Annotated in this window: 16 protein-coding genes; 8 read left to right on the top strand and 8 right to left on the bottom strand. The window is 62.1% G+C overall.

Annotated features, from left to right (window positions below; translation table 11 throughout):
• Positions 1-7: 7 nt before the first annotated feature.
• Both HX814_RS02100 and aroC read right to left on the bottom strand, forming a co-directional pair.
• Positions 8-1,159, bottom strand: a complete 1,152-nt coding sequence (locus HX814_RS02100) for an MFS transporter (RefSeq protein WP_177009504.1) — start codon at positions 1,157-1,159, stop codon at positions 8-10.
• A 148-nt stretch (positions 1,160-1,307) separates the two neighbouring features.
• Complete coding sequence (gene aroC, locus HX814_RS02095; RefSeq protein WP_093200005.1) at positions 1,308-2,399, bottom strand: chorismate synthase; 1,092 nt, start codon at positions 2,397-2,399, stop codon at positions 1,308-1,310.
• A gap of 143 nt (positions 2,400-2,542) precedes the next feature.
• Between aroC and HX814_RS02090 the strand changes: the two genes are divergently transcribed.
• Positions 2,543-3,505, top strand: coding sequence for an alpha/beta hydrolase (locus tag HX814_RS02090; RefSeq protein WP_003213124.1), 963 nt, complete (start codon positions 2,543-2,545; stop codon positions 3,503-3,505).
• A gap of 100 nt (positions 3,506-3,605) precedes the next feature.
• Positions 3,606-4,409, top strand: coding sequence for a hypothetical protein (locus HX814_RS02085; RefSeq protein WP_003213127.1), 804 nt, complete (start codon positions 3,606-3,608; stop codon positions 4,407-4,409).
• A gap of 147 nt (positions 4,410-4,556) precedes the next feature.
• Here HX814_RS02085 and prmB read toward each other — a convergent pair whose 3' ends face one another.
• The gene (gene prmB / locus HX814_RS02080) at positions 4,557-5,465 is read right to left on the bottom strand and encodes a 50S ribosomal protein L3 N(5)-glutamine methyltransferase (protein WP_003213129.1); all 909 of its coding nucleotides are present in this window, start codon (positions 5,463-5,465) and stop codon (positions 4,557-4,559) included.
• A gap of 240 nt (positions 5,466-5,705) precedes the next feature.
• Here prmB and HX814_RS02075 point away from each other — a divergent pair, with 240 nt between their 5' ends.
• The 5 genes from HX814_RS02075 (at position 5,706) to HX814_RS02055 (ending at position 8,480) form a co-directional block, all read left to right on the top strand.
• Positions 5,706-6,296: a cysteine hydrolase family protein gene (locus HX814_RS02075; RefSeq protein ID WP_003213131.1), complete on the top strand. Its 591-nt coding sequence runs from the start codon at positions 5,706-5,708 to the stop codon at positions 6,294-6,296.
• Positions 6,297-6,426: 130 nt separating this feature from the next.
• Positions 6,427-6,747: a hypothetical protein gene (locus HX814_RS02070; protein ID WP_003213133.1), complete on the top strand. Its 321-nt coding sequence runs from the start codon at positions 6,427-6,429 to the stop codon at positions 6,745-6,747.
• A gap of 75 nt (positions 6,748-6,822) precedes the next feature.
• Positions 6,823-7,380: a Smr/MutS family protein gene (locus tag HX814_RS02065; RefSeq protein WP_003213135.1), complete on the top strand. Its 558-nt coding sequence runs from the start codon at positions 6,823-6,825 to the stop codon at positions 7,378-7,380.
• Between the two features lie 79 nt (positions 7,381-7,459).
• Complete coding sequence (gene folE, locus HX814_RS02060) at positions 7,460-8,005, top strand: GTP cyclohydrolase I FolE (RefSeq protein WP_003204506.1); 546 nt, start codon at positions 7,460-7,462, stop codon at positions 8,003-8,005.
• 103 nt (positions 8,006-8,108) lie between these two features.
• Positions 8,109-8,480 (top strand): glutathione S-transferase N-terminal domain-containing protein, encoded by a 372-nt coding sequence (locus HX814_RS02055; protein WP_063031984.1) that lies wholly within the window; start codon positions 8,109-8,111, stop codon positions 8,478-8,480.
• Positions 8,481-8,587: 107 nt separating this feature from the next.
• On the opposite strand, the gene HX814_RS02050 is transcribed toward HX814_RS02055, so the two are convergent.
• The 3 genes from HX814_RS02050 to HX814_RS02040 are packed head-to-tail and all read right to left on the bottom strand — an operon-like array spanning position 8,588 to position 11,530.
• Positions 8,588-8,908: a hypothetical protein gene (locus HX814_RS02050; RefSeq protein WP_177009490.1), complete on the bottom strand. Its 321-nt coding sequence runs from the start codon at positions 8,906-8,908 to the stop codon at positions 8,588-8,590.
• A complete protein-coding gene (locus tag HX814_RS02045; protein WP_177009491.1) occupies positions 8,905-10,236 on the bottom strand; it encodes an acyclic terpene utilization AtuA family protein in 1,332 nt (443 codons plus the stop codon). Before HX814_RS02045 ends, HX814_RS02050 begins: the two co-directional genes overlap by 4 nt.
• 1 nt (position 10,237) lies before the next feature.
• The gene (locus tag HX814_RS02040) at positions 10,238-11,530 is read right to left on the bottom strand and encodes a CitMHS family transporter (protein ID WP_177009492.1); all 1,293 of its coding nucleotides are present in this window, start codon (positions 11,528-11,530) and stop codon (positions 10,238-10,240) included.
• Between the two features lie 131 nt (positions 11,531-11,661).
• Here HX814_RS02040 and HX814_RS02035 point away from each other — a divergent pair, with 131 nt between their 5' ends.
• Positions 11,662-12,558, top strand: coding sequence for a LysR family transcriptional regulator (locus HX814_RS02035; protein WP_003213144.1), 897 nt, complete (start codon positions 11,662-11,664; stop codon positions 12,556-12,558).
• Positions 12,559-12,663: 105 nt separating this feature from the next.
• Here HX814_RS02035 and HX814_RS02030 read toward each other — a convergent pair whose 3' ends face one another.
• Positions 12,664-13,266, bottom strand: a complete 603-nt coding sequence (locus HX814_RS02030; RefSeq protein ID WP_008432197.1) for a glutathione S-transferase family protein — start codon at positions 13,264-13,266, stop codon at positions 12,664-12,666.
• Positions 13,267-13,276: 10 nt separating this feature from the next.
• Entirely contained in the window at positions 13,277-14,443 is a 1,167-nt protein-coding gene (locus tag HX814_RS02025; protein ID WP_177009493.1) for a PLP-dependent aminotransferase family protein, read from the bottom strand.
• Positions 14,444-14,494: the final 51 nt, after the last annotated feature.

Below are 14,494 nucleotides of genomic sequence, written 5' to 3'. Positions count from 1 at the left end.
GAGCCGCTCATGGCCGCTCCTCTTGCAATCGAATGCCAATGATTAGGGCGGCGGCCAGGGCCGCGATGCTGGCAATGCTGAAGGTCAGGGTCGGCCCCAGCAGGTTCCAGCTGTAACCTGAATAGAGTGCGCCCAGCGCACCGCCGGTACCGGCCAGTGCCGCATACAGTGCCTGGCCCTGGCCTTGCTGGCGAGCGCCAAAGCTGCGTTGCACGAACTGGATGGCCGCCGCGTGGAAGCTGCCGAAGGTCGCCGCGTGCATCACCTGCGCCAGCAACAGCACCCAGAAGAATTCGGCAAACGAGCCCAGCAGCAACCAGCGCAGTGCGGCCAGCAGGAAACTCGCCATCAATACCCGGCGTACCGAAAAGCGCGTGAGAATCCGGCTCATGGCCAGGAACATCAAGACTTCCGCCACCACGCCCAGCGCCCACAACATGCCGATCACGCCACGGCTGTAACCGAGGTGTTCAAGGTGCAGGGTGAGGAAGGTGTAGTACGGGCCGTGGCTCATTTGCATCAGCGCCACGCAGGCATAGAACGCCAGCACGCCGGGGCTGCGCAGTTGCCGCAAAAAGCCGTCACCGGCCAGGCGGTTGCCCTGGGCCGGCGGCTGCGCATTCGGCACCCAGAGGCTGGCGCCGATGATGCCGGCCATGATCACCACGACCACCACCGGGTAGATATCCAGGCTCAGCCAGTCGAACAAGCGGCCCATGATCACCACGGTGAGGATAAAACCGATGGAGCCCCACAACCGCACCTGGCTGTAGCGCGAGGTCTGGCCTTGCAGGTGCGCGAGGGTGATGACTTCAAACTGCGGCAGGACCGCGTGCCAGAAGAACGCGTGCAAGGCCATCACCAGCGCCAGCCAGGCGTAGGTCTTGCTGACAAAGATCAACGAGAAACTCACCAGGGTGCACACCGCGCCAAAGCGCACGATGGCCAGGCGCCGGCCGGTGTAGTCCCCCAGCCAGCCCCACAGGTTGGGTGCCACGCAGCGCATCAGCATGGGGATGGCCACCAGCTCGCCGATGCGCGCGCTGGAGAACCCAAGGTGATCGAAGTACAGCGCCAGGAACGGCGCCGTCGCCCCCAGCAGGGCGAAATAGAACAGGTAGAAGCTGGAGAGTCGCCAGTATGGAAGGGCTTGCGTCAGCATAAGTGACTTGTGGCGAGCGAGCTTGCTCGCGCTGGGTCGCGAAGCGGCCCCACTAGAAGCGCCGCAGTTCTCCAGGTACTACCGGATTGCAGGCTTTGGGGCCGCTGCGCAGCCCAGCGCGAGCAAGCTCGCTCGCCACACACGGTCACAGCTGGCCCAATACCGGAGTACTGACTTTTACGTCGGCGTTTTGCCCACGATGGCGCAGCAGGTGGTCCATCAACACAATGGCCATCATCGCTTCGGCAATCGGCGTGGCACGGATGCCGACGCACGGGTCGTGACGGCCCTTGGTGATCACGTCCACCGGGTTGCCGTGCACATCGATCGAGCGGCCCGGCGTGGTGATGCTGGACGTCGGCTTGAGGGCCAGGTGCGCAACGATCGGCTGGCCGGAGGAGATGCCGCCGAGAATGCCGCCGGCGTTGTTGCTGAGGAAACCTTCCGGGGTCATCTCGTCACGGTGCTCGGTGCCACGCTGGGCCACACAATCGAACCCGGCGCCGATTTCCACGCCCTTGACCGCGTTGATGCTCATCAGCGCGTGGGCCAGTTCGGCATCGAGGCGGTCGAAGATCGGCTCGCCCAGGCCCGGCATCACGCCTTCGGCAACCACGGTGATCTTGGCGCCGACGGAATCCTGGTCGCGGCGCAACTGGTCCATATAGGCTTCCAGCTCCGGCACTTTGTCCGGGTCTGGGCAGAAGAAGGCGTTGTCTTCGACGCTGTCCCAGGTCTTGAACGGGATTTCGATCGGGCCCAGCTGGCTCATGTAGCCGCGGATCACGATGCCCTGGGTCGCCAGGAACTTCTTCGCAATCGCACCGGCCGCCACACGCATCGCGGTTTCCCGCGCCGAGCTGCGGCCACCGCCACGGTAGTCGCGCTCGCCGTATTTGTGGTGGTAGGTGTAGTCGGCGTGGGCCGGGCGGAACAGGTCCTTGATCGCCGAGTAGTCCTTGGACTTCTGGTCGGTGTTGCGAATCAGCAGGCCAATGGCGCAGCCGGTGGTGCGGCCCTCGAACACGCCCGAGAGGATTTCGACTTCGTCGGCTTCCTGGCGCTGGGTGGTGTGGCGGCTGGTGCCGGGCTTGCGGCGGTCGAGGTCACGCTGCAGGTCTTCCAGGGACAACTCGAGGCCCGGCGGGCAGCCGTCGACAATGGCGACCAACGCCGGGCCATGGCTTTCGCCCGCGGTGGTAACAGTGAACAGCTTGCCGTAGGTATTGCCGGACATGCAGGGCGCTCCGTGAAATCAGTTGAATCAAGTCAACCGTAATAACTTAAGGCGGCCAGTATACGCAGGCTAACCGACTAGTTCATCCTCGAAACCTTACCGGTAGACGTTGGTCCAACCGGCACCTTCCTCATGATGGCGCGATGATGCTGCGAGTTCTGCTTTTGACCCTCACTCTGTTTTCCAGCCTTGGCTTCGCCGCCTCCCCTGTCGTGCTGCAACGGCCCATCAGCCTGGACACCGGCAGTGGCGAGCTGTTTGGTTCGCTGTTGTTGCCCAAATCCGACAAGCCGGTGCCGGTGGTGCTGATCATCGCCGGCTCCGGGCCCACCGACCGCAACGGCAACAGCGCCGACGGCGCACGCAACGACAGCCTCAAGCGCCTGGCCTGGGTGCTGGCCAGGCACAACATCGCCAGCGTGCGCTACGACAAGCGCGGCGTGGCCGCCAGCCTTGCCGCCACCCCCGATGAACGCAACCTGACCCTGGATGCCTACGTGTCCGACGCCGTGGCCTGGGGCAAGTTGCTCAAGGCCGACCCACGCATGGGCCCGCTGATTGTGCTGGGCCACAGCGAAGGTGCACTGGTGGCCGCCCTCGCCGCCCCGCAGCTCAACCCGGCCGGGGTGATCTCCCTGTCGGGCAGTGCGCGCCCGGTGGACCAGGTGATCCGCCAGCAACTGGCCGACCATATGCCTCCAGCGCTGTTACTGCGCAGCAACCAGATTCTCGATCACCTCAAGGCCGGCCAGGTGGACGCCGATGTGCCCACCCCCCTTGAGGGCATTTTCCGCCCCAGCGTGCAGCCCTATCTGATCAGCCTGTTCCGCGCCGACCCTTCGGCGGCCTTTGCCAAATTGACCATGCCGGCGCTGATCGTCCAGGGCACCAATGACCTGCAGGTCGGCGTGGCCGATGCGCAACAATTGCAGAAGGCCAAGCCCGACGCCGAGCTGACGGTGATCGAAGGCATGAACCACGTGATGCGCATCGTGCCCAACAACGTGAAGCAGCAACTGGAGTCCTATAACGACCCGCAGTTGCCGCTGGCGGCTGAACTGGGCACCCGCCTGGTTCGCTTTATCGACGGACTTCGCGCCAGTTAAGCGAGTATTGCCCCTCCAGTCCTGAGCAAAACGGCCGATAAGCCATGGGTCGACAGCAAAAAGCCTGTCGACCCGCAGAGCTTGGACAGGATCGCGCCGAATGACGAACACCGAAGCAACACCCGAACCTACCGCCGACACCACGGCTGACACCGAGGCCGCCGCATCGGCCGCGTTACCGTGGGCGGAGGTGCAGGCCGAACACTTCAAGATGCTGCGCCTGGCCCCTTTGGCCACCGACCGTGCCACGGGCGTGCGGCCCCTGCGCTTTGTGCAGTTTGGCTGGGCCGAACGCAACAACAAGGACCACAGCCTGCTGCGCATGGTCATTCAGTTGCCGGGCCAGCGGGTGCGCCGGGAACAGAACCATTTGGATATCTGGGTCGATCACGCGACCCATCGGGTGCACTTTGGCCCGGGCAACAGCCTGGAGATCGAGCCGGCTAACCGCGGCATCGGCCGTTTCCTGGTAGCCCAGGGCGCCGCCTGGGCGAAAAAGAAGTGGTCGCACTACCGCGTCGACGGCGTCGACCTGGCCAACAAGGACGCCCTCAACGAAGCCACGCGCCTGCGCCGGGATCACTTCCTGCGTATCCAGGGCTTTGATGTGGCGTACGCCGATGTCCAGCATTTGAAGGGCAACGTGCAGCCGGGCAAGGTCAGCGATGTGCTGGACAGCTGGAACACCGAAAAGCTGCAGTTCGTGGAGATTCTGGAAGCGGCGCAGATGCTGCAACAGGCCGAGCAGAACCTGGCGGAACAGGAAGTGAAACTGCGCAAGGAAGAGGAAAAAGTCACCAAGTTCAAGCGCGAAGACAGCGGGTTGCGCTTCACGATTACGTGCCTGGTGGCGTTTACCGTGTTTCAGGCGGGGTTGTTGATCTGGATTGCGACACATCGGTAATCCGGTTTATCAATTGAAACCGGATCAAAATGTGGGAGCGGGCTTGCTCGCGAATGCGGTGTGTCAGTCACCGGATATCTTGACTGAGCCACCGCATTCGCGAGCAAGCCCGCTCCCACACTGACCGCGTTACCCACTTGGAAGCGGTTAAACCCTGGCGGCAAACACCGCCTGATGCGCCCGGCACTGCTCGGCCGTCAACATGAACACGCCATGCCCGCCGCGCTGGAACTCCAGCCAGGCGAAGTCCACTTCGGGGTACAACGCCTCGACGTGAACCTGGCTGTTGCCCACTTCGACAATCAGCAAGCCCTTCTCGGTCAAGTGATCTGCCGCCTCGGCCAGCATCCGCCGAACCAGGTTCAAGCCGTCGTCACCGCAGGCCAGGCCCAGCTCCGGCTCGTGCTGGTATTCATCCGGCATGTCGGCAAAGTCTTCGGCGTCGACATACGGCGGGTTGGACACGATCAGGTCAAAACGCTGGCCCGGCAAACCATCAAAGCCGTCGCCCTGAACGGTATACACGCGCTCATCGACGCCATGGCGCTCGATGTTCTGGTTGGCCACCTCCAGCGCTTCGAAGGACAGGTCGCCCAGTACCACTTCGGCGTCCTGGAACTCGTAGGCGCAGGCAATACCGATGCAACCGGAACCGGTGCACAGGTCCAGAATGCGTGCCGGCGGTGTGCCCAGCCACGGTTCGAAGCGGTTTTCGATCAGTTCGCCAATCGGTGAGCGGGGAATCAATACACGCTCATCAACGATAAACGACATGCCGCAGAACCAGGCTTCCTTCAACAGGTAAGCGGTCGGCACACGCTCGTGGATACGGCGGTGCAGCAACCGTTGCACGTGGGAGATTTCCTCTTCTTCCAGGTTGCAATCCAGGTAACTGTCGGCAATTTCCCATGGCAGGTGCAAGGCGCCGAGCACCAGTTGCCGGGCTTCGTCCCAGGCGTTGTCGGTGCCATGGCCAAAAAACAGGTCTTCCCCATGGAAACGGCTGACGGCCCATCGGATGTGGTCGCGCAAGGTGCGCAGGCGGGAAGTGATCACGGGGGCAAGCTCCTGGAAAAAACGACCGGCGATTCTAACAGTCTTAAGCTGTACCGACGATGTACGAAAAAACCCTTTGCCGCACGTCGGATTTCATCTTAAACGTGGTTTTTGCCTAAACGTAGTGCCCTATTGACATCGCTGCACGCCAACAACGGCGTACCTTACGATGGTAGCGATTCACAGAAGCGCTCAGCCAGAGGACAATGTCACAAAAGCCCCACTCACAGGAGCCCCAGAATGTCCGTTCCAAAGACGATGTTTCAACTCAGCGGTCGTGGTTACGCAGCGGCGAACCTGAACCATGCGACCCTCGTGATCATCGACGCCCAGAAGGAATACCTCAGTGGTCCCCTCGCCCTCTCGGGCATGGACGCTGCTGTCGAACATATCAAGCAACTGGCGGCTGCCGCGCGCAACGCCGGGCGCCCGATCGTGCATGTGCGCCACCTGGGCACTGTCGGCGGGTTGTTTGACCCTCAGGGCGAGCGCGGTGAGTTCATTCCTGGCCTTGAGCCACAGGCCGACGAAACCATCATCGGCAAGCTGCTGCCCAGCGCCTTCCACGGCACCGGCCTGGAGAAACACCTGCAAGACCTCGGTTCCCTGGACCTGATCGTCTGCGGCTTCATGAGCCACTCCAGCGTCAGCACCACGGTGCGTGCGGCAAAAAACCTGGGCTTTCGCTGCACCCTGGTGGAAGACGCCTGCGCCACCCGCGACCTGCCTTACAAGGGCGGCATCCTCAGCGCCGACCACGTGCAGCAGACTGAAATGGCCATCATGGCTGACAACTTCGCCACCCTCGCCTTGACCAAAGATCTGATCTGATCGACCTTCGATGAGCGGGTAGCCGCCCGCTCATCCGCAAATACCTGTCATTTGCTGCAATTGCCTCTGTACCCGGAACAACCTGTGTATCTTCCGGTCGAAGGGCCGATACCCTGGAGGAAAGGTCGGAATGAAGATATCCGATGGTTTTGATGCTCGTCGCTTGCGCCCCAAGGGCCCGAGCAACTGGCGTCTGCGCATCGGCGCCGGCTTTGCCGCGCTGTTGGCGATAGGTGGCGTACTACTGGCAATTGCTGGCGGCGCTGGTTTGGTTGGACACTCACCGGCCCTGGGCGAGCTGAATGCCAGCCCTGGCGGTTCTGCAATACTCTTGGTCATCGGCCTGCTGGTGCTGTGGTTCGGCGTATGGCTGTGGCGCCGTTGCCGTCGGCGCATGCGCCAACCGCTGTCACTGAACATCGCTTCGCACCTGATGAAAAAGCACGACTGATGGCGCACAGATAGCGTTTGTTGCGCATCAAGCCGCCGCGATTAGGTAAACTGCCCGCCCTTCGCGGAGGCTGACATGCAAGACGACGATTTTTCCCTATTCAAGAACGAGCTGCGCGGCGTCAAGCCGATCAAGCATGATCGCGCCGACACCGGCAAACCCAAGACCGATCGCGCCCAGATCGCCAAGCTGCGCCAGGCCGCGACCGTGCGCACGGACGCCACCACCGTGGACGGCCTGTCGGATCAATTCGTTATCGATGTAGGTCCCGAAGACGAGTTGATGTGGGCCCGCGACGGCGTGCAGGAAAGCCAGATGCGCAAGCTCAAGGTCGGCCAGATCCCGTTCGAGGGTAGTCTCGACCTGCACGGCATGACCGTCGAAAAAGCCCGCGAAACCCTCTGGGCGTTCCTCGCCGAAGCCACCAAATTCGAAATCCGCTGCGTGCGCGTCACCCACGGCAAGGCCGTGCGCCTGGACGGCAAGCGGCCGATGATCAAAAGCCACGTCAACACCTGGTTGCGCCAGCACTCCCAGGTGCTGGGTTTTACCTCATGCCAGCCACGTCACGGCGGCGCTGGCGCGGTGTATGTGATGCTCAAGCGCACCATGATGGAAGGCCGCGACGAGTAACAAGTGCCATCGTCAGGCTTGCAGCGATGTGTTGGCCGCCGTACCCTTGCCCTTTGCGAAAATCCCACTAGGTAGTTTCATGTCCCTGGAACAGAATTACACCGCGATTCTCGGCCAACTCGGCGAGGACGTTTCCCGCGAGGGCCTGCTCGACACGCCAAAACGTGCCGCCAAGGCCATGCAGTATCTCTGCCGCGGTTATGAACAGACCCTCGAAGAAGTCACCAACGGTGCCTTGTTCAGCTCTGACAACAGCGAAATGGTGCTGGTCAAGGACATCGAGTTGTACTCGCTGTGCGAACACCACCTGCTGCCGTTCATCGGCAAGGCTCACGTCGCGTATATCCCGAGCGGCAAAGTGCTGGGCCTGTCGAAGGTCGCGCGTATCGTCGATATGTATGCCCGCCGCCTGCAGATCCAGGAAAACCTCAGCCGCCAGATCGCCGATGCGGTCCAGCAGGTCACCGGCGCCCTGGGCGTTGCAGTGGTGATCGAGGCCAAGCACATGTGCATGATGATGCGCGGTGTGGAGAAGCAGAATTCGTCGATGATCACGTCGGTGATGCTGGGTGAGTTCCGCGAAAACGCGGCGACCCGCAGCGAGTTTCTCAGCCTGATCAAGTAATACGCGGCACCTGGAAAAACCGGCGTTCATCGCCGGTTTTTTTTCGCCTGTGAAAAATCAGGTAAGCTGCGCCCCCTTAAGTCTAGGGCAAGAGGTTTCAGCCATGTTCGTCAAAGCACTTCGAGTGGGCCTCGGCCACGTCATCATCGCCGGCGACTTCCTGACCCGTCCGCGCAAAAAGCAGCGCCCTGCCGAACAACAGGCGCAGGTGAACGCAGCGGCCAAGGACCTGACCCTGTATCAATTCCACGCCTGCCCGTTCTGCGTGAAGACCCGCCGCACCCTGCACCGCCTGAACGTGCCGGTGGCCTTGAAGGATGCGAAGAACAACGAGCAGGACCGCCAGACCCTGCTGGAGCAAGGCGGCAAGATCAAGGTGCCATGCCTGCGCATCGAAGAGAACGGCCAGACCACCTGGATGTACGACTCCAAGGTGATCATCGATTACCTCGACAAGCGGTTTGCGGCGGTCTGACAAACAGCGAGGATCCAGTGTGGGAGCGGGCTTGCTCGCGAAGGCGGAGTATCAGTCACAGATGTAGTGGCTGACACTCCGCCTTCGCGAGCAAGCCCGCTCCCACATTAGTTTGGTATTGCCAATTCAAGATCCAGCAATGCTGAGCCCAGGCACTTGCCATGGGCGTCCAGCGCCAGCGACCGCGTCACCCCGCCTCGCAGGATCCCCGGCAACACGAAGTTCAGTGCCTGCACATTGGGCAGTTCATAACGCCGCACCGGTGCAGCTCCCGCCTCCAGCAACGGCGCAAAAAATGCCGCCACCACCTCAGCCGTGAGTTGCTTGCAGAGCAGCGGATAGTCCTCGGCCCGATACGCGATGATCGAGATGTTCGAGGTGTCGCCCTTGTCGCCCGTTCGGGAGTGGGCCAGGGTGTGCAGTTTCATGACTCGATCCTCGGGTTGACCGCGTGACGAGGCAGCAGCAACGAGGCCACCGCCACCACCTGGCGCAGGCTCTTGCTGGCGCCGCCGCCGCCGGACGGGCCGTTGGTGTAGAGAGTTTCAACTTCATTGCCGACACGCACCGCCTCGCTGCGTTCTGCGCAGCGGGCGGCTATGCGCAGGCGCACTTCCCACGGTTCAACCGTGCTGCGCGGGCCGTGCAGGGAGTCGACGCCGATCAATTCGGCACGCACGTCCTGCATGCGCACACCGGTCAACTCCAAGCGTTTCAGGACCACATCGCGAGCCAGTTGCGCACGAGCGACCGCGCCCGGGCCACCGTAGGAAATCTGCCCCTCACCGATCCAGCCGTCCAGATAACCGACGCTGACTTTCAACGCTTCGGGACGTGGCCGTCCGCTCGCGCCGTGGGCACGCACCCGGTCCACGGCTTCTTCGGTAAACGCCACCTGGGAAAAATCCGCGCACACGTCCGGTGTGAGGTAGGCCGCCGGGTCGTGCACTTCGTAGATCAATTGTTCGGTGCACGTGGCACGGCTGACCCGCCCACCGGAACCTGCGACCTTGGTGATCAAGGCCTCGCCGTCTGGGTCAATCTCGGCCAGTGGAAAGCCCAGGCGTGCCAGGTCGTCCACATCCTTGAAGCCCGGATCGGCAAAGTAGCCACCGCTGACCTGCCCCGCACATTCCAGTAAATGCCCCACCAGCGTGCCGCGCCCCAGCCGTTGCCAATCATCCGCAGCCCAGCCGAATTCGAACATCTGCGGCGCCAGGAACAACGAAGGGTCTGCGACCCGGCCGGTGATCACCACGTCGGCCTCGGCGCGCAAGGCGTCGATAATGCCGTCGGCGCCCAAATAGGCGTTCGCGGAAATCAATCGCTCGCCCAACGAGCCAAGGGTCTGACCGTTGTCGAGCAACTGCTCCGGCTGGGCACGCAAGGTCTCAAGCACGTCGTCGCCAACCACCGCCAGCACCTTGAGGTTAAGCCCCAATTCACTGGCAATCCGCCGCACTTCAACCGCCGCCGCCACCGGATTGGCCGCGCCCATATTGGTGATTACCCGCAGGCGTCGGCGCCCTTCGGACCGGCCGACAAAGGGCAGCACGCGGCGCATGCGCTCACTCAACAGCGGGTCGTAACCGCCTTGTGGATCGCTGATCCGCGCCTGTTGCGCCAGGGCGATGGTGCGTTCGGCCAGGCATTCGAAGACCAGGTAATCCAGGTCGCCCTGTTCGGCCAATTCCACCGCAGGTTCGATACGGTCGCCGGAGTAGCCGGCGCCGGAACCGATGCGCAAGGTTTTCATTTCAAATCACTCCCAGGAACAAAGCCGTCAGAGTCATCAACACCGACGCGGCAAACAGAAAGGGGATGGTGAAGCGCTGGTGATCGGCCAATTCGATCTTGCACAGGCCCACCAACAGGAAGGTCGCAGGCGTCAACGGGCTGACCGGAAAGCCGGTGGTGTGCACGCCCAGCAACGAGGCCTGGGCCACTTGCAGCGGGTCGACGCCCAAGGCCTTGCCGACTTCGGCGATCACCGGCATCACGCCGAAATAGTAGGAGTCGGGGTCAAACAGCATGCTCAGCGGCATCGACAGGAAGCCCACCACCGCCGGGATCAACTTGCCGTGGCCCGCCGGAATCTGCGCCACCGCCACTTCGGCGATGGCCTTGAGCATGCCGGTACCTTGCATGATGCCGGTGAACACACCGGCAGCGAGCAGGATGCTGGCCATGGTCAGGGCGGTTTTTGCGTGGGCGTCGATCCGCGCGCGCTGGGCATCGACGTTCGGGTAGTTGATGCACAGCGCCACCACAGTGCCGAGCATGAACATCACCACCGGGTCGACCCAACCGGCGATCATCACCACCATCACCAGTACCGTCAGGATCAGGTTGACCCAGAACAGCCGCGGGCGACGCAGGGCAATGTCATCGTCGCTGAGCACCCGTTGCGGCACGGCGTCCACGCTGGAACCAGCGCCCAGGCCCAGGCGTTTTTCTTCCCGGTGGCCCAGCCACCAGGCGCAGGCGAATACAAAGACCAGGCCAACGATCTGCACCGGGATCAGCGGCTGGAACAAGTCCGCCACCGGCACGTGCAGCGCCGCCGAGGAACGCAGTACCGGGCCGGTCCACGGCAGGAAGTTGACCCCGGCCGCCATCGCCGCCACACACGCGAGGATGCGTTTATCAATTCCCAGCCGCGTGTACAGCGGCAGCATCGCCGGCACCGTCACCAGGAAGGTCACCGCGCCGGAGCCGTCGAGGTGCACCAGCAGGGCCAGGGTCGCGGTACCGACGACAATCCTTGTAGGACGCGTCCCTACCGTGCGCAGGATGCGATCAATGATTGGATCCAGCATGCCGGCATCGGTCATGATCCCGAAGAACAGGATCGCGAACACAAACATCCCCACCACGGGGGCGACGTTCTTGATGCCGGTGATGATGAAGGCGCTGGTTTGCAGGCCGAAACCGCCCAGCAGCGCGGCGATGATCGGCAAGGCAATCAGGGCCACCAGTGGCGACAGGCGTTTGCTCATGACGGCAGTGAGCAGGCACAGGATGGTGATGACACCCAGGGTAGCGAGCATGGGGTAGCTCCAGAACGGCGTTTTCGGCCGGTTATTGTTTTCCCTGGAGTATTGGAATCGCGTTAGGCTTTGTAAATTGGAATATTCGGCACTCCACATTCGAAAAAACAAAACGCTCGAGCAAAATAAAAATGAAAAATTCGATCCAGCATATCCAGGCGTTTCTCGCCGTTGCCCGCACGGGCAGTTTTACCAAGGCTGCCAACGAACTGCATTTGTCGCCCTCGGCGCTGACCGTGCAGGTGCAACAACTGGAGGAATGGCTGGGCGTCGCGCTGCTCGACCGCAGCCCGCGCCACGTCAGCATCACCGCCGCCGGGCTGGATGCACGCGGGCCGATGGAGAAATTGCTGCTGGACCTGGACAACATCGTCACCGGCTCCCGTGACCTGGCGGCGCTACGTCGAGGCGTGGTGACCATCGCCGCCCTGCCCTCCGTGTGCGCCGGCGCGTTGCCTCCCGCCCTGCGCCTGTTTCGCGAGCGTTTTGCCGGGATCGAGGTGCGCTTGCATGACCTGGTTGCTCACCGCATTCATGCGCAAGTGCGTTCGGGCGAGGTGGATTTCGGTATTGGTGTGCGGGCGCGGCTGAGTCATGGACTGGCGTTTGTGCCGGTGCTGAATGATCGGTTATGTGCGTTCGTGCCGCTGGATCATCCGCTGACTCGTTTTGCAAAGTTGAGCCTGGAGCAACTGGCCGACCAGCCGATCATCCTCACCGGCCGCGACAGCAGCGTGCGGGAACAGGTGGACGCGTTGTTCGATGAAACACGCCTGACGATGCTCGCGGGGATGGAGGCCAACTACATGTCGACCGTGTTGGCGTTGGTGCGGCAGGGCTTGGGGATCAGTGTGTTGCCGGAATCGGCGGCGGACAGTCTGGAGGGGTTGAAGCGGATTACCATTGATCATCCGGGAGTGAACCGGGAGATCGGGTTGATCAGTCGCAGTGGACAGCCGTTGAGCCCAGCGGCGCAGCGCTGTTTTGAGTTGCTCAGTGAAGAATTACCTGGCGCACCGCAAAACTAAATGTGGGAGCGGGCTTGCTCGCGAAGGCGGTGGGTCAGCCAATACATGTGCTGACTGGTACACCGCCTTCGCGAGCAAGCCCGCTCCCACATTTTTGACCGCATTTCAGCCCAGCATCGGCACATGCTTGGGATGGCTGGCCACGCGCTTCAACCACGCCTGCACGCCTGGATAGGCGCTCAGGTCAAAGCCACCTTCATCCGCCACATGGGTGTAGGCATACAGCGCCACGTCGGCAATCGAGAATTGGTCGCCCACCAGATACGGTGTCAATTGCAACTGGCGCTCCATCACCTTCAGGGCTTTATAACCGCCCTTGTGCAGCTTCTTATATTCCTCCAGGCGATCTTCCGGCAGCCCCAGGTAAAACTGGATAAACCGCGCCACCGCGATGTACGGCTCGTGGCTGTACTGCTCGAAAAACTGCCACTGCAGAACCTGGGTGCGCAGGCGCGGTTCGCTGGGCAGGAACTCGCTGCCATCGGCCAGGAAGTTGAGAATCGCATTGGACTCCCACAGGCAGGTACCGTCTTCCAGCTCCAGCACCGGGATCTTGCCGTTGGGGTTCTTGGCCAGGAACTCCGCGGTCTGGGTGTCGCCCTTCAGGATGTCGACATCGATCCACTCATAGTCGATGCCCAACAGGCTGAGCATGAGTTTGACTTTGTAGCAGTTGCCCGATTTGTAATCGCCGTAGACCTTGTACATGGAGGCTCCCCTATGCCGCTTGCGCGTGCTGTGCTTGACGGACCACCGCAGCGAGACGCTTGAGACCTTCGTCCAAGCGCGCCGGGTCGATATGGCTGAAATTGAGCCGCAGGTGACCGTGATGATTGTCCGGCTCGGAAAAGAACGGTTCACCGGGCATGAACGCGATGTCCTGGTCGAGCGCAGGTGCCAACAAGGTGCGGGTATCGAGCGGCTGTTTCAAGGTCAGCCAGAAGAATAATCCGCCCTGGGGTATTTGCCAGTCGGCCAGGTCGCTGAAATGCCGCGCCAGTGCAGCCTGGAAAGCGTCGCGCCGGCCCCGGTAAAAGCTGCGCAACTCTACCAGGTGATGCTGATATTTCTCGGTGCCGATCCATTGCATCGCCTGCCACTGGCCAACGCGGTTGGTATGCAGGTCGGCTGACTGCTTGAGTTTGAGCAGGTGCGGGAACAGGTCCGGACTGGCGATCAGGTAGCCGACCCGCAGGCCGGGCAACAAGGTCTTGGATACGGTGCCGGTGTAGATCCAGCTGGCCTTTTTCAGTCGGCTGACGATGGGTTGCGCGCTGCCGCCGTCGAAGGTCAGTTCGCGGTAGGGTTCGTCTTCGATCAGGGTTACGCCAAACTCGTCCAGCAACGCGGCGACGGCCTCGCGCTTGGCATCGCTGTAGCGCACCGCCGAAGGGTTCTGGAACGTCGGGATCAGGTAGACGAAGGACGGGCGATGCTGCTCAAGGCTGCTGCGCAAGGCTCTGAGGTCCGGACCGTCCGCCTCAAGCTGTACGGTCAGGCAATCGGCGCCGAACAATTGGAAAATCTGCAATGCCGCAAGGTAAGTCGGGCCTTCCAAGAGGATTTTGGTGCCCTTGTCGATGTACAGCTTGGCCGCCAGGTCCAGGGTTTGCTGGGAGCCGCTGACCACCATGACCTGGCGCACATCGCAGGCAATACCCAGCACCCGCGCCTCGGCCGCCAGCAATTCACGCAACTGTGGCTCGCCTTCGCTCATGCCGTATTGGCCGATATTCAGCGGCATGCCTTCCCAATCCAGCGTGGGCAGCATCACTTCGGCCGGCAGGCCACCGGCAAAGGACATCACCTGCGGCTTTTGCGCCGCCGCGAGGATTTCACGGATCAGGGAGCTTTTAAGACGCGAAACACGTTCTGAGAAGGCCATAAGGGTCACCGGTAGCAAAGCCTGGGGAAAATACGTCAAACTGCTTGACCG

This window comes from Pseudomonas sp. C8002, assembly GCF_013385765.1.
Classification (GTDB): domain Bacteria; phylum Pseudomonadota; class Gammaproteobacteria; order Pseudomonadales; family Pseudomonadaceae; genus Aquipseudomonas.
The sequence above is the reverse complement of the archived record's forward strand: the minus strand, read 5'-3'. Positions and strand labels throughout refer to the sequence as shown.